At 61.5% G+C, this 19,396-nt stretch carries 14 protein-coding genes; 9 read left to right on the forward strand and 5 right to left on the reverse strand.

All coding sequences use genetic code 11. The features are described from left to right. Nucleotides 1-129 precede the first annotated feature (129 nt). Nucleotides 130-2,589, forward strand: coding sequence for an EAL domain-containing protein (locus KGA89_RS26395; RefSeq protein WP_223472916.1), 2,460 nt, complete (start codon nucleotides 130-132; stop codon nucleotides 2,587-2,589). Between the two features lie 77 nt (nucleotides 2,590-2,666). Then, nucleotides 2,667-3,437 (forward strand): TenA family transcriptional regulator, encoded by a 771-nt coding sequence (locus tag KGA89_RS26400; protein WP_250886181.1) that lies wholly within the window; start codon nucleotides 2,667-2,669, stop codon nucleotides 3,435-3,437. Nucleotides 3,438-3,562: 125 nt separating this feature from the next. Here the strand turns inward: KGA89_RS26400 and KGA89_RS26405 are convergent, their stop codons facing one another. From KGA89_RS26405 to KGA89_RS26425, 5 genes are all read right to left on the reverse strand, one after another. Continuing rightward, on the reverse strand, nucleotides 3,563-4,489 hold the full coding sequence (locus KGA89_RS26405) for a GGDEF domain-containing protein (RefSeq protein WP_223472918.1): 927 nt from the start codon (nucleotides 4,487-4,489) through the stop codon (nucleotides 3,563-3,565). Between the two features lie 356 nt (nucleotides 4,490-4,845). After that, nucleotides 4,846-5,586 carry a YciK family oxidoreductase gene (locus KGA89_RS26410; RefSeq protein WP_003199218.1) on the reverse strand — a complete coding sequence of 247 codons (741 nt, stop codon included), beginning with the start codon at nucleotides 5,584-5,586 and terminating at the stop codon, nucleotides 4,846-4,848. 191 nt (nucleotides 5,587-5,777) lie between these two features. Next, on the reverse strand, nucleotides 5,778-6,449 hold the full coding sequence (mupP, locus tag KGA89_RS26415; protein ID WP_003199221.1) for an N-acetylmuramic acid 6-phosphate phosphatase MupP: 672 nt from the start codon (nucleotides 6,447-6,449) through the stop codon (nucleotides 5,778-5,780). A 4-nt stretch (nucleotides 6,450-6,453) separates the two neighbouring features. Next, a complete protein-coding gene (gene ubiG / locus KGA89_RS26420; protein WP_003199224.1) occupies nucleotides 6,454-7,152 on the reverse strand; it encodes a bifunctional 2-polyprenyl-6-hydroxyphenol methylase/3-demethylubiquinol 3-O-methyltransferase UbiG in 699 nt (232 codons plus the stop codon). Between the two features lie 61 nt (nucleotides 7,153-7,213). Continuing rightward, a complete protein-coding gene (locus KGA89_RS26425) occupies nucleotides 7,214-8,545 on the reverse strand; it encodes a TRZ/ATZ family hydrolase (RefSeq protein WP_223472919.1) in 1,332 nt (443 codons plus the stop codon). 106 nt (nucleotides 8,546-8,651) lie between these two features. Here KGA89_RS26425 and mtnA point away from each other — a divergent pair, with 106 nt between their 5' ends. The 7 genes from mtnA to cmk all read left to right on the forward strand — a co-directional run bounded on the left by mtnA (nucleotide 8,652) and on the right by cmk (nucleotide 19,295). Beyond that, nucleotides 8,652-9,728, forward strand: a complete 1,077-nt coding sequence (gene mtnA, locus KGA89_RS26430; RefSeq protein WP_223472920.1) for an S-methyl-5-thioribose-1-phosphate isomerase — start codon at nucleotides 8,652-8,654, stop codon at nucleotides 9,726-9,728. A gap of 446 nt (nucleotides 9,729-10,174) precedes the next feature. Next, a complete protein-coding gene (gene gyrA, locus KGA89_RS26435) occupies nucleotides 10,175-12,838 on the forward strand; it encodes a DNA gyrase subunit A (protein ID WP_223472921.1) in 2,664 nt (887 codons plus the stop codon). A gap of 229 nt (nucleotides 12,839-13,067) precedes the next feature. Beyond that, nucleotides 13,068-14,153, forward strand: coding sequence for a 3-phosphoserine/phosphohydroxythreonine transaminase (serC, locus tag KGA89_RS26440; protein ID WP_003199231.1), 1,086 nt, complete (start codon nucleotides 13,068-13,070; stop codon nucleotides 14,151-14,153). After that, nucleotides 14,153-15,247 carry a prephenate dehydratase gene (gene pheA, locus KGA89_RS26445; protein WP_003199233.1) on the forward strand — a complete coding sequence of 365 codons (1,095 nt, stop codon included), beginning with the start codon at nucleotides 14,153-14,155 and terminating at the stop codon, nucleotides 15,245-15,247. Before serC ends, pheA begins: the two co-directional genes overlap by 1 nt. A gap of 13 nt (nucleotides 15,248-15,260) precedes the next feature. Beyond that, the gene (gene hisC / locus KGA89_RS26450; RefSeq protein ID WP_069971057.1) at nucleotides 15,261-16,373 is read left to right on the forward strand and encodes a histidinol-phosphate transaminase; all 1,113 of its coding nucleotides are present in this window, start codon (nucleotides 15,261-15,263) and stop codon (nucleotides 16,371-16,373) included. A 28-nt stretch (nucleotides 16,374-16,401) separates the two neighbouring features. Next, nucleotides 16,402-18,609: a bifunctional prephenate dehydrogenase/3-phosphoshikimate 1-carboxyvinyltransferase gene (locus KGA89_RS26455; protein ID WP_263292869.1), complete on the forward strand. Its 2,208-nt coding sequence runs from the start codon at nucleotides 16,402-16,404 to the stop codon at nucleotides 18,607-18,609. After that, nucleotides 18,606-19,295, forward strand: coding sequence for a (d)CMP kinase (gene cmk / locus KGA89_RS26460; protein WP_014337227.1), 690 nt, complete (start codon nucleotides 18,606-18,608; stop codon nucleotides 19,293-19,295). The genes KGA89_RS26455 and cmk overlap by 4 nt, the downstream gene beginning before the upstream one ends. Nucleotides 19,296-19,396: the final 101 nt, after the last annotated feature.

Raw genomic sequence — 19,396 nt, forward strand, 5'->3', positions numbered from 1 at the left:
TGAATTCCACGCAAAGTCTGTCGATCTGTTCATCCATTCATTCGAAGGGTCGAAAACTAGCCTAGGCTATTGAGTCAGGAGCGGAATTCTGGCGGGTGTTCATCCGGCAATACCTGTGCAAGGGACCTCATGAAGCAAAAGCAGACTCTCGGAACACCACGGCTGCTGGGCATCGTCTGGCCCTTTATCGCCGTCGTGCTATTTCAGGCATTGCTTGGCGGCGTCAGCCTTTACGTGCTGTCCGCCGTTCGCGGCTATGTGGCGGGGGAGAGTCTCTGGTCCAAGGGCCAGAAAGACGCCATCTATTACCTCAATCTCTACGCCGACAGCCGCGACGAGGCGATTTTCCGCAAATACCAGCAAGCCATCGCCGTCCCCGAGGGCGGCCATGAGCTGCGGGTGGCGCTGGACCGCAAACCGCCGGATCTCGAAGCCGCACGGGCCGGGATTCTCCAAGGTGGCAACCATCCTGATGACGTGTCCAGCGTGATCTGGTTGTACCTCAATTTTCGCCACTTCAGTTATCTGGAAGAAGCCATCGATCTCTGGACGGTGGGCGACGGCTACCTGATCGAGCTGGATAACGTCGCCCGGCAGATGCACAGCAGCATTACCGCAGGCCAGGCGTCGGAGGTGGATATCCGCGGCTGGAAGGCCCAGATATTTGCGATCAACGATTCCGTTACCCCGGCTGCCAAGGCATTCAGCGACGCACTGGGCGAGGGCTCGCGTTTTATCCTGCGGCTCTTGCTGGTGACCAATTTCGCCACGGCCCTGGGATTGATCGTCCTGGCGTTGTTGCGCACCCATAAACTGCTCGCCCAGCGGCAGGTGTTCGCCAACGCGCTGCAGATGGAGAAAGAGCGGGCGCAGATCACCCTGCAATCCATTGGCGACGGGGTCATTACCACCGACGTCGAGGGCGCCATCGCCTACATGAACCCCGCTGCCGAAGCGATGACCCATTGGAAAGCCGAGCACGCCACGGGCTTGCCCCTGGCGGCGCTGTTCAATTTGCTCGATGACAATGCCCAGACCGAGGGGCTGACCCTGATCGAGCACATCCTCAGCGGCCGGCTCAGCGGTGCCAGCGAACATTCCAAACTGATCCAGCGCCTGGATGGCAGCACCGTGTCGGTCACCCTGGTGGGTGCGCCAATCCGTCATGCGGGCAAGGTCAGTGGCGCCGTGCTGGTGTTGCATGACATGACCCAGGAACGCCAATACATCGCCAACCTGTCGTGGCAGGCCACCCATGATGCCTTGACTGGCCTGGCCAACCGCCGGGAATTCGAATATCGCCTCGAGCAGGCCTTGCACAACCTCACTCGCCAGGTCGGGCGCCATGCCTTGATGTTTCTCGACCTGGACCAGTTCAAGCTGGTCAACGACACCTGCGGCCATGCAGCGGGTGACGAATTGTTGCGCCATATCTGCGCCTTGCTGCAATCAGGGCTGCGGGAAAACGACACCCTGGCCCGGCTGGGCGGGGATGAGTTCGGGATCTTGCTGGAGAACTGTTCGCCGGAAGCGGCGGAAAAGATCGCCGAAGGGCTGCGCCAGACCGTGCAGAACCTGCACTTTGTCTGGAAGGGCCGGCCGTTCGTGACCACCGTGAGCATCGGCCTGGTGCATATCGCCCAGACGCCGACGACCCTCGAGGCGTCCCTGCGGGCTGCCGACATGGCCTGCTACATGGCCAAGGAAAAGGGCCGCAACCGGGTCCAGGTCTATCATGCCGACGACTCGGAGCTGTCCCTGCGTTTTGGCGAAATGGCCTGGGTCCAGCGCTTGCACATGGCCCTGGAGGAAAATCGCTTCTGCCTCTACGCCCAGGAAATCGCCGCGTTGGGCCCGGGCGAGCATGGTGGCGGGCACATTGAGATCCTGCTACGCCTGCATGACGAAGCCGGGCGGATGATCCTGCCGGACAGCTTCATTCCCGCGGCGGAACGCTACGGCCTGATGACCTCCCTGGACCGTTGGGTGGTGGAGAATGTCTTCAAGATCATCCGCCAGTGCCTGAATGATTCGCGACAGGGGCCCATGGCGATGTGTGCGATCAATCTGTCAGGCACAACGATCGGAGATCAGGCGTTCCTCGATTTCCTGCGTAAACAGTTCGCGGCCTACTCGATTCCGCCGGAAATGATTTGTTTTGAAATTACAGAAACCAGCGCTATTTCGAATTTGGGCAGTGCGATCCGCTTTATCAATGAACTCAAGAGCTTGGGATGTTACTTCTCGCTGGATGACTTTTGCGCCGGAATGTCTTCATTCGCTTACCTGAAACATTTACCTGTAGACTTCCTGAAGATCGACGGGAGTTTCGTAAAGGATATGCTGGACGACCCGATTAACCGTGCAATGGTCGAAGTGATCAATCACATCGGCCACGTCATGGGTAAGCGCACGATTGCCGAGTTTGTTGAAACCGCCCAGATCGAGCAGGCATTGCTGGAAATAGGGGTGGATTACGCTCAGGGGTATGTGATCGAACGCCCGCAATTGTTTACCTGCGACACGTTGCAATGTCGGCCGGCCCGGCCCCAGCCGTTGTTATTCAAGGCCCCCGGCACGTTCCGCTGAACCTCTTGTTGATCCGGAAAATCACAATCAAAAGGAGCCCGACAGTGATCGACATATTCAACCGAACAGGCCCGCTCATGGACGCCACGAGCTATCCGAAATGGGCACAGCAGCTCATTACCGATTGCAGCGAGAGCAAGCGCCGGGTTGTCGAACACGAACTGTATCAGCGCATGCGCGACAACAAGCTCAGCGCCAGGACCATGCGCCACTACCTCATTGGTGGTTGGCCGGTCGTCGAACAGTTCGCTTTATACATGGCACAGAACCTCACCAAGACCCGCTTTGCCCGCCACCCCGGCGAGGACATGGCGCGTCGCTGGCTGATGCGCAACATTCGTGTCGAACTCAACCATGCCGACTACTGGGTCAACTGGAGCGCCGCCCATGGCGTGACCCTGGAAGACCTGCAAGCCCAGCATGTGCCGCCTGAGCTGCATGCCTTGAGCCACTGGTGCTGGCACACCAGTTCCTCGGATTCGTTGATCGTGGCCATCGCCGCGACCAACTATGCGATTGAGGGGGCCACGGGAGAGTGGTCGGCGCTGGTGTGTTCCAGCGGTGTCTACGCGGCCGCTTTCGCCGAGGAAGACCGCAAGCGGGCCATGAAGTGGCTGAAGATGCATGCCCAGTACGACGATGCCCATCCTTGGGAAGCCCTGGAAATCATCTGTACGCTGGCGGGGATGAACCCAAGCAAAGCCCTGCAAACGGAGCTGCGCCAGGCTGTGTGCAAGAGCTATGACTACATGTACCTGTTCCTGGAGCGTTGCATGCAACTGGAGCAGTCGGAGACGGTGAGCAAGTCTTCATCCACCCGCGAGCGCCTGGCACTGGCGGAAAGCTGATTTCTACCGCTACAGGTAGCCACAACCCATGTGGGAGCGAGCCTGCTCGCGAAGGGGGCTGACAGTCGACGGGGAGGTTGACTGCCAGGCCGCTATCGCGAGCAAGCTCGCTCCCACCTTTGTTTTCAGCCTGCCATTGCCAGTCGATTACGTCCTTCGCGCTTGGCCACGTACAGTGCGCTGTCAGCCCTGCGCAGCAGGCTTTCCGATGATTCCCCTGGTAGCAGGGTGGCGCAACCCAGGCTGACCGTCAGCTCGATCCTTGTGCTCGTGGCGAAATAATCCTGGGCCTGGGCGGCGTAACGCAGCCGTTCACCGACCATGGCCGCAGCATCCCGGCTGGTATTGGCCAGCAGGATCAGAAATTCTTCACCGCCGAACCTGAACACCATGTCCACGTTGCGCAGCTGGCTCTTGATCGACTCGGCCACGGCCTTGAGCACTTCGTCGCCAACGCCGTGACCATGGCTATCGTTGATGCGCTTGAAATGGTCGATGTCGAGCATCAGCACCGACAAGGGCTGCGAATGACGCTTGGCCATGTCGATCTCACGCATCAGCGTCTGGTCCATGGCAATGCGGTTGCCGGTACCGGTCAGCGGATCGCGCAGGGCGCTCTGGGTGGCGGCGCGATAGAGCAGTGCGTTGCGCAGTGGATACAGCAGCGTCGACATGATGGATTCAAGGTCGCTCTGTTCCGCTTCAGTGAAGCGCTGGTTGCGACGGAATACCAGTTCACCCAGGTGTTCGCCTTCATGGCTGAGGTTATAGCTGAGGGTGTGATGCCCGCGTTGCCCGAACTCCAGGCGCAGATCACTGGCTTTGTGCTGGTAGGCCAACGCATCCAGGGGCACCAGCCGCTGGATTTCCCGGAAAAACAAACCGAGGATTCGCTGTGGCTCCAGGCTGGTCTGCAGCTGCTGGCTCAGTTGCTGGCGCAATTGCGAAAGACTGACGGAGCGTGCCGCGAGCGGCGATGGCTGGCCAAGACCCAGACGCTGCAATTTGGCGCTGTCGAAGTCAATCGCGTTGATCTGGGTGGGCGTTTTCATATTGGCGTTAGCCCCTAAGCTAAATCTGTCCTGGCAGGTTGGGTGTGGCGGCTTTGGGCTGCGCGTCGTACTGGTCCTTCAGTCCCGTAGGACAATTGATCTAAGTTTAGTCCGCTTTCCCTTTCAGGCATCAATCTCGTCTCAACGTCCGTTCCCCGCCGAACATGGCGTGTTTGAGGATATTTAGAGCGAAAGTCGTGCCATTCGGTTCACTTCAATAAAAACCGTTTAGGAATCAATGCATTGTTGGCAAGTCGCGGATATTTCCAGCGACGTGGGTTTGGCGGTTCGCCTGGTTGCGCATCGAATAGGGCCTGCGTCGCGACGGTAAGTCGCCGCGACGCTGGTCCAGGTCATTATTGCGCGTTGAACGCCTGGCCGTTGACGCCGGAGCTGTCCGGGCCCATGAGGTACAGGTAGACCGGCATGATCTCCTCGGGCGTCGGATTGTTGAGCGGGTTTTCCCCCGGGTAGGCCTGGGCGCGCATGCTGGTGCGGGTGGCGCCGGGGTTGATGCTGTTGGCGCGCACGGCGGCGACGGTGTCGACTTCGTCGGCCAGGGTCTGCATCAGCCCCTCGGTGGCGAACTTGGACACGCCATAGGCGCCCCAATACGCTCGGCCCTTGCGCCCGACGCTGCTGGAGGTGAATACCACGGACGCATCCTTGGACAGCTTGAGCAGGGGCAGCAAGGTGCTGGTGAGCATGAACATCGCGTTGACGTTGACGTGCATCACCCGCATGAAATTCTCACCGGACAACTGTTCCAGGGGGGTACGCGGGCCGATGATCGAGGCGTTGTGCAGCAGACCGTCCAGATGACCGAACTCGGTTTCGATCATGGCCGCCAGTTCATCGTACTGATGAGGCAGCGCGGTTTCGAGGTTGAACGGGATCACCGCTGGCTGCGGATGACCGGCCGCTTCGATTTCATCGTAGACCTGGGTCAGGTTAGCTTCGGTCTTGCCCAGCAGCAGCACGGTGGCGCCATGGGCGGCGTAGGCTTTCGCGGCTGCGGCACCGATTCCGCGGCCGGCGCCGGTGACCAGAATCACCCGGCCATTGAGCAGATCGGGGCGGGCGGAATAATCAAACATAAAAAAACCTCAACAAATCAATCTGTTGGCAGAAGCTGTAGTGTCAGGGGATTGAGCCCCGCCATTGGAAGCAGGCTGTGGGAGCAAAGCTTGCTCGCGAAACAGGCGCCTCGATTTCTGGACGACCGCATCGCCGTCATCGCAGGCAAGCCTTGCTCCCACATAAATTCCTTCATCACAAGACAGTCACATCAGCAACCGCACAGGGCGTTATCCAGCACCTCGCGCAGTGCCGATGGGTGATCGATCACCACATCCGCGCCCCAGTGCCTGGGGTTGTCGTCCGGGTGGATGTAGCCATAGGTCACCGCACACGTCTTGGTGCCGGCGCTGCGACCGGACTCGATGTCCCGCAGGTCATCACCCACGAACAGCACGCTGGCCGGGTCCAGGTCGAGCAGCTTGCACGCCAGGGTCAGTGGTTCCGGGTCCGGCTTGCTGTTTTTCACATGGTCAGGGCAGATCAGCACTTTCGAGCGTTCGGCCAGGCCCAGTTGCTGCATGATCGGTTCGGCGAAGCGCACCGGCTTGTTGGTGACCACGCCCCAGATCAGGTTGGCCGCTTCGATATCGGCCAGCACCTCGGCCATGCCGTCGAACAAATGGCTGTGGACCGCGCAACCCTTGAGGTAGCGGTCGAGGAACTCCTGGCGCAGTTCCTCGAACCCCGGTGATTCCGGGTCCATGGAAAAGGTCACAGCGACCATCGCCCGGGCACCGCCGGAAATCTCGTCACGAATGTGCTGCGTGTTCATCGGTGGCAAGCCACGGTCGGCGCGCATGGCCTGGCAGATGGCGATGAAATCCGGCGCGGTGTCGAGCAGCGTGCCGTCCATGTCGAAGAGAACCGCTTTGAGACGCATCGACTTACTCCTCGCGCAGGGTCTGGATCATGTAGTTGACGTCAACGTCGGCGGCCAGCTTGTAGTGCTTGGTCAGCGGATTGTAGGTCAGGCCAATGATGTCCTTGACGGTCAGCCCGGCCGCACGGCTCCAGGCGCCCAGTTCGGAAGGGCGGATGAATTTCTTGAAGTCGTGAGTGCCGCGAGGCAGCAGTTTCATGATGTATTCGGCGCCGACGATGGCGAACAGGTAGGCCTTCGGGTTGCGGTTGATGGTGGAGAAAAACACCTGGCCGCCCGGCTTGACCATGCGGAAGCAGGCGCGGATGACCGACGACGGATCCGGCACGTGCTCGAGCATTTCCAGGCAGGTGACCACGTCGAATTGGCCGGGCATTTCTTCGGCCAGGGCTTCGGCGGTGATCTGCCGGTATTCCACGCTGACGCCCGACTCCAACTGATGCAGTTGTGCAACCGCCAGTGGCGCTTCGCCCATGTCGATGCCCATCACCGTCGCCCCGCGCTGGGCCATGGCTTCGCTGAGGATGCCGCCGCCACAACCGACGTCGAGCACCTTCTTGCCAGCCAGGTTGACCCGTTCGTCAATCCAGTTGACCCGCAGCGGGTTGATGTCGTGCAGTGGCTTGAATTCACTTTCACGGTCCCACCAGCGATGGGCCAGGGCTTCGAACTTGGCGATTTCGGCGTGGTCGACGTTGCTCATGTGCAGATCCTCGAAAAGCTTGAAAAATCAGGTGCCCCGAGCCGCGGCTCAAGGGGCGTGGTTATTCGTTGTGGCCGCTGATGCGGCGACCCCAGGCCTGGGCCGTGGCGATCAGTCTTGATTCGTCCATGCGGGTCAGTCGGCCATCCTCCAATAGCGGCTTGCCGCCCACCCACAGGTGTTTTACGCAATCGCGCCCGGTGGCATAAATCAGTTGCGACACCGGGTCGTAGATCGGTTGCTGGGCCAGGCCCGACAGATCGAAGGCCACCAGGTCGGCGGCCTTGCCCACTTCCAGCGAGCCGACTGTCGCTTCGATGCCCAGCGCCCGGGCACCATTGAGCGTAGCCATGCGCAGTGCCCGATGAGCATCCAGGGCCGTGGCGGAACCGGCGACGGCCTTGGCCAGCAGGGCGGCGGTGCGGGTTTCGCCGAGCAGATCCAGGTCGTTGTTGCTCGCCGCGCCGTCGGTGCCGAGGGCGACATTGACGCCGGCCTGCCACAGGCGCTCCACCGGGCAGAAACCGCTGGCCAGCTTCAGGTTCGATTCCGGGCAGTGGATCACGCTGCAATTGCTTTCTACCAGCAAGGCCTGGTCTTCGTCGCTGATTTGAGTCATGTGCACGGCCTGAAAGCGTGGCCCCAGCAGGCCAAGTCGTCCCAGGCGCGCCAGCGGTCGCTCCGCAGTGTTATCCACAGCCTGCTGCACTTCGAAGGCGGTTTCGTGAACGTGCATATGAATGGCCGCGTCCAGCTCCTCGGCGATCACGCGGATTTTCTCCAGGTTCTCGTCGCCTACGGTGTAGGGCGCGTGCGGACCGAATGCGACTTTGATTCGTGGGTGGTGCTTGAGGTCGCCAAACAATTCGATGCCCTGACGAATGGCTTCGTCGGCGCTGGCGGCGCCGGGGATCGGGAAATCGAGGATTGGAATCGCGATTTGCGCACGAATACCGCTGTCGTGGACACACTCGCTGGCGATCTTGGGGTAGAAATACATGTCGGAGAAGCAGGTGATGCCGCCCTTGATCTGCTCGGCGATTGCCAGGTCGGTGCCATCGCGCACGAAATCTTCATCGACCCATTTGGCTTCCGCCGGCCAGATATGCTGTTCGAGCCAGGTCATCAAGGACAGGTCGTCGGCCAGGCCGCGGAACAGCGTCATGGCTGCGTGGCCATGGGCATTGATCAGGCCGGGGCTGAGCAGCATGCCGGGCAGCTCACGGACCTGGGCGGCGTCACACTTGAGGGCTTCTGCCCGTGGACCGATGAACACGATGCAGCCGTCGCGAATGCCCAGGCCATGGTCCTTGAGCACTACACCGGCGGGTTCGACAGGCACCAACCAGGTCGGCAGCAATAATAAGTCGAGCGCAACGGCAGGCTTGGGCATCGTGGAACGGTTCCATGGGGTATAAAGGATGGCGAAGTATACCCGAGCGTCTTCGCGGAGGGATCGCTATAATCGGCGGCTTTTGTTCATGAGTACGGGGTGAAGGATGCGCGATCGACTATTGGCTGCGGAGAAGGTGAAGGCCATCGATTGGCGTGATGGCGTCCTGTACCTGTTGGACCTGCGTGTCTTGCCGTTCGAGGAAAACTGGATCGCCTGCACCCGTGCCGCCGATGTGGCCGAGGCCATTGGCTCGTTGGTGGTGCGCGGCGCGCCGGCCATCGGCATCAGCGCGGCTTATGGTGTGGTGCTGGCGGCGCGGGCCAGGATGGCCGAGGGCGGTGACTGGCAAGCGGCGCTGGAGGCTGATTTTGCCTTGCTGGCCCAGGCACGGCCGACAGCGGCGAACCTCTTCTGGGCGCTGGATCGGATGCGCGACCGGTTGGGACGCTTGAAAGAGCACGCCGAGCCGCTGGCGGTGCTTGAGGCCGAAGCCATCGCGATCCACGAAAGTGACCGCGAAGCCAACCTGACCATGGCCCAGCTCGGTGTCGACCTGATCCGCAAGCACCAGGGCAACGCCCAGGCCATCCTCACCCACGGCAACACCGGCACCTTGTCGACCGGCGGCTTCGGCACGGCCTTGGGGGTCATCCGTGGCGCCTACATCGAAGGCATGGTGGAGCGCGTCTATGCCGACGAAACCCGTCCATCGCTGCAAGGCTCGCGCCTGACGGCGTGGGAGCTGGCCCGTGAGGGCATCCCGGTGACCCTCAACGCCGATTCCGCCGCTGCCCACATCATGAAGACGAAAGGTGTGACCTGGGTAATCGTCGGTGCTGACTGCATCACCGCCAATGGCGACGTGGCGAACAAGATCGGCACCTATCAACTGGCGGTCTGTGCCATGCACCATGGCGTGCGTTTCATGGTCGTGGCACCGAGTTCGACCGTCGACATGAGCCTGGCCAGCGGTGATGACATTCCGGTCGAGGAGCGCGATGGGCGTGAACTGCTGGAAATCGGCGGCAAGAGGCTCGGCGCGGAGGTGGACGCCTTCAACCCGGCGTTCGATGTCACCCCGGCGGATTTGATCGACGTCATCGTCACGGAGAAGGGCATCATCGAGCGCCCGGACACCGCCAAGCTGGCGCAGTTGATGTGTCGCAAGCGGTTGCATTGAAGGCCTTTTGGTGTCTGAACCACCGCCATCGCGAGCAGGCTCGCTCCCACAGTGGATAGGAGGTGTGTCTGAAATTTCAGACACAAAAGATCCTTGTGGGGGCGAGCCTGCTCGCGATGAGGTCGTCAAAGGCAACAAATGCCTTGCATTTTCGCCCTGATTCTCCATTCGTAGCGCTTCTAAGCCCCTCTGGTCCCATATCAGCCTGTCATCGGTCAACTAACTACGCACCATGCGCATCTGGGGGATAGGTGCGTGGCGGCTCTTGTGATAACATCCGGCGGTTTCCAAGGCTGCCTCGCGAGGTGGCCTTTACTGCGCAGATCCATGGCATAACTCGTTGATTTGTCGTAAGTCGCTGCACGGCATTTGTTCTGCAGCGGCGAGCTTCGTTCGTCCCATCTGGATGTAACGAGGTTTCACCAGAAAAAGGAATCAGGCTTCTCATGGGCGAACTGGCCAAAGAAATCCTCCCGGTCAATATCGAAGACGAGCTGAAACAGTCCTACCTCGACTACGCAATGAGCGTAATCGTCGGGCGGGCACTGCCGGATGCGCGCGATGGCTTGAAGCCCGTGCACCGGCGCGTGCTGTTCGCGATGAGCGAGCTGGGCAACGACTTCAACAAGCCGTACAAGAAATCTGCCCGTGTCGTCGGTGACGTGATCGGTAAGTATCACCCCCACGGCGACACAGCCGTGTACGACACCATCGTTCGTATGGCGCAGCCATTCTCCTTGCGCTACCTGCTGGTAGACGGTCAGGGCAACTTCGGTTCCGTGGACGGCGACAACGCCGCGGCCATGCGATACACCGAAGTGCGCATGACCAAGCTGGCCCACGAACTGCTGGCCGACCTGCACAAGGAAACCGTGGACTGGGTGCCGAACTACGACGGCACCGAAATGATCCCGGCGGTCATGCCGACCCGTATCCCGAACCTGCTCGTCAACGGCTCCAGCGGTATTGCCGTGGGCATGGCGACCAACATCCCGCCGCACAACCTTGGTGAAGTCATCGACGGTTGCCTGGCCCTCATCGACAATCCCGAGCTGACCGTCGATGAGCTGATGCAATACATCCCGGGTCCGGACTTCCCGACCGCCGCGATCATCAACGGTCGTGCCGGCATCATTGAAGCCTACCGCACCGGCCGTGGCCGCATTTACATGCGCGCCCGCTCCACCGTCGAAGACATCGACAAGGTTGGCGGCCGCCAGCAGATCGTCATCACCGAGCTGCCGTACCAGCTGAACAAGGCTCGCTTGATCGAGAAGATCGCCGAGCTGGTGAAAGAGAAGAAGCTCGAAGGCATCACCGAGCTGCGTGACGAGTCCGACAAGGACGGCATGCGCGTCGTGATCGAGTTGCGTCGTGGCGAAGTGCCTGAGGTGATCCTCAACAACCTCTACGCCCAGACCCAACTGCAAAGCGTGTTCGGCATCAACATCGTTGCGCTGATCGACGGCCGTCCGCGGATCCTGAACCTCAAGGACCTGCTGGAAGCCTTCGTGCGTCACCGTCGCGAAGTGGTCACCCGTCGTACCGTATTCGAGCTGCGCAAGGCTCGCGAGCGTGGTCACATTCTCGAAGGCCAGGCCGTTGCCCTGTCGAACATCGACCCGGTGATCGCCTTGATCAAGGCCTCGCCAACGCCGTCGGAAGCCAAGGAAGCGCTGATCAGCACCCCTTGGGAGTCCTCCGCGGTGGTGGCAATGGTCGAGCGCGCTGGCGCCGACTCGTGCCGCCCGGAGAACCTCGACCCGCAGTACGGCCTGCGCGAAGGCAAGTACTTCCTGTCCCCGGAACAGGCGCAAGCCATCCTGGAACTGCGCCTGCACCGCCTGACCGGCCTGGAGCACGAGAAGCTGCTGGCCGAGTACCAGGAAATCCTCAACCAGATCGGCGAGCTGATCCGCATCCTCAACAGCTCCACGCGCCTGATGGAAGTGATCCGCGAAGAGCTGGAAGTGATTCGCGCCGAGTACGGCGACGTGCGCCGCACCGAGATTCTCGATGCGCGCCTGGACCTGACCCTGGGTGACATGATCCCGGAAGAAGAGCGCGTGGTGACCATTTCCCACGGTGGCTACGCCAAGACCCAGCCGCTGGCTGCCTACCAGGCCCAGCGTCGCGGCGGCAAAGGCAAGTCGGCGACCGGCGTCAAGGACGAGGACTACATCGCCCACCTGCTGGTCGCCAACAGCCACACCACGTTGCTGCTGTTCTCCAGCAAAGGCAAGGTGTACTGGCTCAAGACCTACGAGATCCCGGAAGCGTCCCGTGCCGCACGTGGCCGTCCGCTGGTCAACCTGTTGCCGCTGGACGATGGTGAATACATCACCACCATGCTGCCGGTGGAGGAGTACACCGAAGGTCACTACATCTTCATGGCTACCGCCAATGGCACCGTGAAGAAGACCCCGCTGGAATCCTTCAGCCGCCAGCGCAGCGTCGGCCTGATTGCCCTGGAACTGGACGAAGGCGACGTACTGATTTCCGCCGCTATCACCGACGGCGAGCGTGAGGTCATGCTGTTCTCCGACGGTGGCAAGGTCACTCGCTTCAAGGAATCCGACGTGCGTGCCATGGGCCGTACCGCCCGCGGTGTGCGCGGCATGCGCCTGCCGGAAGGCCAGAAGCTGATTTCCATGCTGATTCCTGAAGAAGGCAGCCAGATCCTCACCGCTTCGGCGCGTGGTTATGGCAAACGCACGGCCATCAGCGAGTTCCCTGAGTACAAGCGTGGCGGCCAGGGCGTGATCGCCATGGTCAGCAACGATCGTAACGGTCGTCTGGTTGGCGCTGTCCAGGTGCTCGATGGCGAGGAGATCATGCTGATCTCCGACCAGGGTACCCTGGTGCGTACACGAGTTGCCGAAGTCTCGAGCCTGGGTCGTAACACCCAGGGCGTGACGCTGATCAAGCTGGCCAGCGACGAAACGCTGGTAGGGCTTGAGCGGGTGCAGGAGCCATCGGAAGTCGAAGGCGAGGAGCTGGAGGGCGAGGAGGGCGTGGCGTTCGAGGGCACCCTGGGTGCCGATGTCGACGACGTGACCGGCGACCAACCGCTCGACGCTGCCGCAGACGAAGAAGAACCGCAGGACTAAGCGGACACGTGGGGGGCGGATGAAGATTCGCCCCTTGTTGTTTGTCTCGTTTGAAAATTTGCGACACTGCACATAATGCGCAACTGTGGGAGCGAGCTTGCTCGCGATTTCGGTGGGTCAGCGGCGTTGATATTGACTGGCACACCGTAATCGCGAGCAAGCTCGCTCCCACATTGGGTAATGTGTTGAACAAGATTTATGTGACCACCAGATCAGAGCGAGATTGGATGTGAGCAAGAGAGCCTATAACTTCTGTGCCGGCCCGGCGGCGCTTCCTGAGGCGGTCCTGAAGCGTGCCCAGGGTGAACTTCTCGACTGGCACGGCAAGGGCCTGTCGGTCATGGAAATGAGTCATCGCAGCGATGAGTTCGTATCCATTGCCACCAAGGCCGAGCAGGACCTGCGTGATCTGCTGAACATCCCGTCCAATTACAAGGTGCTGTTCCTGCAGGGCGGCGCGAGCCAGCAGTTCGCCCAGATCCCGTTGAACCTGCTGCCGGAAAGTGGCAAGGCCGACTACATCGATACCGGTATCTGGTCGCAGAAAGCCATCGAAGAAGCTTCGCGCTACGGTCACGTCAACGTGGCTGCCACCGCCAAGCCCTACGATTATTTCGCGATTCCCGGCCAGAACGAATGGAACCTGTCCAAGGACGCGGCCTACGTTCACTACGCGCCGAACGAAACCATCGGTGGCCTGGAGTTCAACTGGATCCCGGAAACCGGCGACGTGCCATTGGTGGCCGACATGTCCTCGGACATTCTCTCGCGCCCTGTGGATATCTCCCGTTTCGGCATGATCTACGCCGGCGCCCAGAAAAACATCGGCCCTAGCGGCATCCTGGTCAGCATCATTCGTGAAGACCTGCTGGGGCGTGCCCGTTCCCTGTGCCCGACCATGCTCAACTACAAGGTCGCGGCCGACAACGGCTCGATGTATAACACTCCGCCGACCCTGGCCTGGTACCTCTCCGGCCTGGTGTTCGAATGGCTGAAGGAGCAGGGCGGTGTCGAAGCCATCGGCAAGCTCAACGAAGTCAAGCAGCGCACGCTGTATGACTTCATCGACGCCAGCGGTCTCTACAGCAACCCGATCAACAAGACCGATCGTTCGTGGATGAACGTGCCGTTCCGCCTGGCCGACGACCGTCTGGACAAGCCGTTCCTGGCCGGCGCCGACGAGCGTGGCCTGCTGAACCTCAAGGGCCACCGTTCGGTCGGTGGCATGCGTGCCTCCATCTACAACGCCGTCGACATCAACGCCGTCAATGCGTTGATCGCCTACATGGCAGAGTTCGAGAAGGAACATGGCTGATGTCTGAGCAAGAACTCAAGGCGCTGCGCCTGCGCATCGATGCCCTGGACGAAAAGGTCCTGGAGCTGATCAGCGAGCGTGCGCGCTGTGCCCAGGAAGTCGCCAGGGTGAAGATGGCCTCCCTGGCCGAAGGCGAAGTGCCGGTGTTCTATCGTCCTGAGCGTGAAGCTCAGGTGCTCAAGCGTGTCATGGAGCGCAACAAGGGGCCGCTGGGCAACGAAGAGATGGCGCGGTTGTTCCGCGAAATCATGTCGTCGTGCCTGGCGCTCGAACAGCCGCTGAAAGTTGCCTACCTGGGCCCGGAGGGGACCTTTACCCAGGCCGCCGCCATGAAGCACTTTGGTCACGCCGTGATCAGCAAGCCAATGGCGGCCATCGACGAAGTCTTCCGTGAAGTGGCGGCCGGCGCGGTGAATTTCGGCGTGGTGCCGGTGGAAAACTCCACTGAAGGCGCGGTCAACCACACGCTGGACAGCTTCCTCGAACATGACATGGTGATCTGCGGCGAAGTCGAGCTGCGTATCCACCATCACCTGCTGGTCGGCGAGAACACCAAGACCGACAGCATCAGCCGGATCTATTCCCATGCCCAGTCGTTGGCCCAGTGCCGCAAGTGGCTGGACGCCCATTACCCGAATGTCGAGCGCGTGGCGGTATCGAGCAACGCCGAAGCGGCCAAGCGGGTCAAGGGTGAGTGGAACTCGGCGGCGATTGCTGGCGATATGGCGGCCGGCCTCTACGGGCTGACTCGCCTGGCCGAGAAAATCGAGGATCGCCCGGACAACTCCACGCGGTTCCTGATGATCGGTAGCCAGGAAGTACCACCGACCGGCGACGACAAGACTTCGATCATCGTCTCCATGAGCAACAAGCCCGGTGCGCTCCATGAACTGCTGGTGCCGTTCCACGACAACGGTATCGATCTGACGCGGATCGAGACCCGTCCGTCGCGCAGCGGTAAATGGACCTACGTGTTCTTCATCGATTTTGTCGGCCACCACCGCGATCCGCTGGTAAAAGGTGTGCTGGAAAAAATCAGTCAGGAAGCAGTGGCACTCAAGGTGCTGGGTTCCTACCCCAAGGCAGTTCTTTAAGGGCGGATAGCAAATGAGTGGCAACTTCCTCGCTCTGGCTCAGCCAGGCGTGCAACAACTCTCGCCTTACGTTCCGGGCAAGCCCGTGGACGAACTGGCTCGCGAGCTGGACCTGGATCCGGCCAGCATCGTCAAGTTGGCGAGCAACGAAAACCCGTTGGGCGCGAGCCCCAAGGCGCTGGCGGCGATCCGCGACGAACTGGCCGAGCTGACCCGTTACCCCGATGGTAATGGGTTTGCGCTGAAAAGCCTGCTGGCCGAGCGCTGTGGCGTCGAGCTGAACCAGGTGACGCTGGGCAACGGCTCCAACGACATTCTTGAGTTGGTCGCCCGTGCGTACCTGGCACCAGGTCTCAACGCCGTGTTCAGCGAGCACGCGTTTGCGGTCTACCCGATCGCGACCCAGGCCGTGGGCGCGGATGCCCATGTGGTCCCGGCCAAAAACTGGGGGCACGATCTGCTGGCCATGCTGGCTGCCATCGACGCTAACACGCGTGTGGTCTTCATTGCCAACCCGAACAACCCGACCGGCACCTGGTTCGACGCCCAGGCCCTGGACGACTTTCTGCAAGACGTGCCTGCGCATGTGCTCGTGGTGTTGGACGAGGCCTACATCGAATACGCCGAAGGCAGCGATTTGCCCGACGGCCTGGATTTTCTTGCGGCCTACCCGAATCTGCTGGTTTCGCGCACGTTCTCGAAAGCCTACGGCCTGGCCTCGCTACGGGTTGGCTACGGCTTGTCCACCGCCGTGGTGGCCGATGTGCTGAATCGCGTACGCCAGCCATTCAACGTCAACAGCTTCGCCCTGGCAGCCGCCTGCGCCGCTTTGCAGGATGAGGCCTACCTGGCCGAAAGCCGTCGCCTGAATGCGGCCGGCATGCAGCAGTTGGAAGCGGGGTTCCGTGAGCTGGGCTTGAGCTGGATTCCATCCAAAGGCAACTTCATCTGCGTCGACCTGGGGCGTGTCGCCGCGCCGGTGTACCAGGGGCTGCTGCGCGAAGGCGTGATCGTGCGTCCGGTGGCCAACTACGGCATGCCGAACCACCTGCGCATCACCATCGGCCTGCCAGCGGAAAACAACCGTTTCCTTGAGGCGTTGAGCAAGGTTCTGGCTCGTGGTTGATGTCACTTCGCTGCAATCTGCTGCCCCTATGATCGGTCGCCTGGTGGTGGTCGGCCTGGGGTTGATTGGCGGTTCGTTTGCCAAGGGCTTGTGTGAAAGCGGCCTGTGCCGCGAGGTGGTCGGTGTCGACCTGGATCCGCAGTCGCGCAAGCTGGCCGTGGAGCTGGGGGTGGTCGATCGCTGCGAGGATGACCTGGCGATCGCTTGCCAGGGCGCGGACGTGATCCAGTTGGCGGTGCCGATCCTGGCCATGGAAAAACTGCTGGCGCGTCTGGCGAGCATGAACCTGGGGCAAGCGATCCTGACTGACGTCGGCAGCGCCAAGGGCAACGTCGTGCGTGCGGCCACCGAGGCTTTCGGTGGGATGCCGGCGCGCTTCGTGCCCGGCCATCCGATTGCCGGTTCCGAGCAGAGCGGGGTGGAAGCCTCCAACGCCGAGTTGTTTCGTCGCCACAAAGTGATCCTCACGCCGCTGGACCAGACGGATCCAGCCGCGCTGGCGGTGGTGGACCGTTTGTGGCGCGAACTGGGCGCCGATGTCGAGCACATGCAGGTCGAGCGTCACGATGAAGTGTTGGCTGCCACCAGTCACTTGCCGCACCTGTTGGCGTTCGGCCTGGTGGATTCGTTGGCCAAACGCAATGAAAATCTTGAGATCTTCCGTTACGCTGCCGGCGGTTTCCGCGATTTCACGAGAATCGCTGGAAGCGACCCGGTCATGTGGCACGACATCTTCCTCGCCAACCGCGAAGCTGTCCTGCGCACACTCGATACATTTCGCAGCGACCTCGACGCCTTGCGCGACGCGGTCGATGCAGGGGACGGGCACCAATTGCTGGGCGTTTTCACACGCGCCAGGGTCGCCCGCGAGCATTTCAGTAAAATCCTGGCCCGTCGGGCCTATGTGGACGCTATGAACTCCAACGATCTGATTTTCCTGGCACAACCTGGTGGCTCCCTGAGTGGGCGTATTCGTGTACCGGGCGATAAATCGATTTCCCACCGTTCGATCATGCTCGGCTCCCTGGCCGAAGGCGTGACCGAGGTGGAAGGCTTCCTTGAGGGCGAAGACGCCCTGGCGACGCTGCAAGCGTTTCGCGACATGGGCGTGGTCATCGAAGGTCCGCACCACGGTCGCGTGACCATTCATGGTGTCGGCCTGCACGGCCTCAAGCCTGCCCCGGGTCCAATCTACCTGGGTAACTCCGGGACCTCGATGCGCCTGTTGTCCGGCCTGCTGGCCGCGCAGGACTTCGACAGCACCCTGACCGGTGATGCCTCGCTGTCCAAGCGCCCGATGAATCGTGTCGCCAACCCATTGCGGGAAATGGGCGCGGTCATCGAGACGGCCGCCGATGGTCGTCCGCCGATGATCATCCGCGGTGGCAACAAGCTCAAGGGGCTGACCTACACCATGCCAATGGCCAGCGCCCAGGTGAAATCCTGCCTGCTGCTGGCCGGTCTCTACGCCGAGGGCAAGACCACCGTCACCGAACCGGCCCCAACCCGCGATCATACCGAGCGCATGCTGCGCGGCTTCGGGTACCCGGTCACGGTCGATGGCGCCACGGCGTCCGTCGAGTCTGGCAGCAAGCTGACCGCGACCCACATCGAAGTGCCGGGCGACATCTCGTCGTCGGCATTCTTCCTGGTGGCCGCCTCGATCGCCGAAGGCTCCGACCTGGTGCTCGAGCACGTCGGCATCAACCCGACCCGTACCGGCGTGATCGACATCCTGCGCTTGATGGGCGCTGACATCACCCTGGAAAACCAGCGTGAAGTCGGCGGCGAACCCGTGGCGGACCTGCGCGTACGAGCAGCTAAACTCAAGGGTATCGAGATTCCGGAGGCGCTGGTTCCGCTGGCCATCGACGAGTTCCCGGTGCTGTTCGTGGCGGCCGCCTGTGCAGAAGGGCGCACCGTATTGACGGGCGCTGAGGAGCTGCGGGTCAAGGAATCGGATCGCATCCAGGTGATGGCTGATGGCTTGCTCGCCCTTGGCGTCAAGTGCCAGCCGACGCCGGACGGCATCATCATCGACGGCGGCCAGATCGGCGGCGGCGAAGTCCATGGTCACGGCGACCACCGTATCGCCATGGCCTTCAGTGTTGCGTCTTTGCGCGCCAGCGCGCCGATTCGCATCCATGATTGCGCCAACGTCGCGACGTCGTTCCCGAACTTCCTGGCGCTGTGCGCACAGGTCGGTATCCGAGTGGCACAAGAGGCACAGTCGTGAATATCAAGGCACCGGTCATCACCATCGATGGTCCGAGCGGTTCGGGCAAGGGGACCGTCGCCGGGATCCTGGCCAGGCAGTTGGGCTGGAACCTGCTCGATTCGGGTGCCTTGTATCGTCTATTGGCGTTCGCTGCCGCGAACCATGGCGTCGACCTGACCAACGAAGAGTTGCTCAAGGCGCTGGCCGCTCATCTGGACGTGCAATTCATTGCCGCGACCGACGGTCAGCTCCAGCGCATCATTCTGGAAGGTGACGAAGTCAGCGACGTCATTCGTACCGAAAGCGTGGGTGCCGGGGCTTCCCAGGTCGCCGCGCTGCCGGCGGTGCGCGAAGCCTTGTTGCAACGCCAGCGTGCATTCCAGGAGCCGCCGGGACTGGTGGCGGACGGTCGCGACATGGGCACGGTGGTTTTTCCCGATGCGCCGCTGAAGATTTTCCTCACCGCCAGTGCGGAGGAGAGGGCGCGTCGCCGATATTTGCAGTTGAAGGGCAAAGGCGAGGATGTTAGTCTGTCGAGTCTGCTAGATGAGATCCGTGCACGCGATGAGCGTGACACCCAGCGCGCAGTAGCCCCGCTCAAGCCGGCGGCTGACGCGATACAGCTGGATTCCACGGAGTTGTCCATCGACCAGGTGTTGCAACGCATCATGAGCGAGATCGCCATTCGCGATATCGCCGGGTGACCCGGAAGCCCTGCAGGGGACCAGTCATAGTCCTGTGGTGCTTCCTTTATATGAAACTAACCCACACCGTCTGGGGTGTGGAGGCGGGCGTATTCTTCGCC

This window comes from Pseudomonas sp. A-RE-22, from assembly GCF_019956035.1.
GTDB classification, from domain to species: domain Bacteria; phylum Pseudomonadota; class Gammaproteobacteria; order Pseudomonadales; family Pseudomonadaceae; genus Aquipseudomonas; species Aquipseudomonas brassicacearum.

Excerpts from the sequence above, each read along its gene's own strand:
- ubiG (WP_003199224.1), bottom strand. The coding sequence starts at position 7,152 with ATGAGCAACGTCGACCACGCCGAAATCGCCAAGTTCGAAGCCCTGGCC.
- KGA89_RS26400 (WP_250886181.1), top strand. The coding sequence starts at position 2,667 with ATGGACGCCACGAGCTATCCGAAATGGGCACAGCAGCTCATTACCGAT.
- KGA89_RS26405 (WP_223472918.1), bottom strand. The coding sequence starts at position 4,489 with ATGAAAACGCCCACCCAGATCAACGCGATTGACTTCGACAGCGCCAAA.
- mtnA (WP_223472920.1), top strand. The coding sequence starts at position 8,652 with ATGCGCGATCGACTATTGGCTGCGGAGAAGGTGAAGGCCATCGATTGG.
- pheA (WP_003199233.1), top strand. The coding sequence starts at position 14,153 with ATGTCTGAGCAAGAACTCAAGGCGCTGCGCCTGCGCATCGATGCCCTG.
- KGA89_RS26410 (WP_003199218.1), bottom strand. The coding sequence starts at position 5,586 with ATGTTTGATTATTCCGCCCGCCCCGATCTGCTCAATGGCCGGGTGATT.
- KGA89_RS26395 (WP_223472916.1), top strand. The coding sequence starts at position 130 with ATGAAGCAAAAGCAGACTCTCGGAACACCACGGCTGCTGGGCATCGTC.
- gyrA (WP_223472921.1), top strand. The coding sequence starts at position 10,175 with ATGGGCGAACTGGCCAAAGAAATCCTCCCGGTCAATATCGAAGACGAG.
- hisC (WP_069971057.1), top strand. The coding sequence starts at position 15,261 with ATGAGTGGCAACTTCCTCGCTCTGGCTCAGCCAGGCGTGCAACAACTC.
- KGA89_RS26455 (WP_263292869.1), top strand. The coding sequence starts at position 16,402 with ATGATCGGTCGCCTGGTGGTGGTCGGCCTGGGGTTGATTGGCGGTTCG.
- KGA89_RS26425 (WP_223472919.1), bottom strand. The coding sequence starts at position 8,545 with ATGCCCAAGCCTGCCGTTGCGCTCGACTTATTATTGCTGCCGACCTGG.
- mupP (WP_003199221.1), bottom strand. The coding sequence starts at position 6,449 with ATGCGTCTCAAAGCGGTTCTCTTCGACATGGACGGCACGCTGCTCGAC.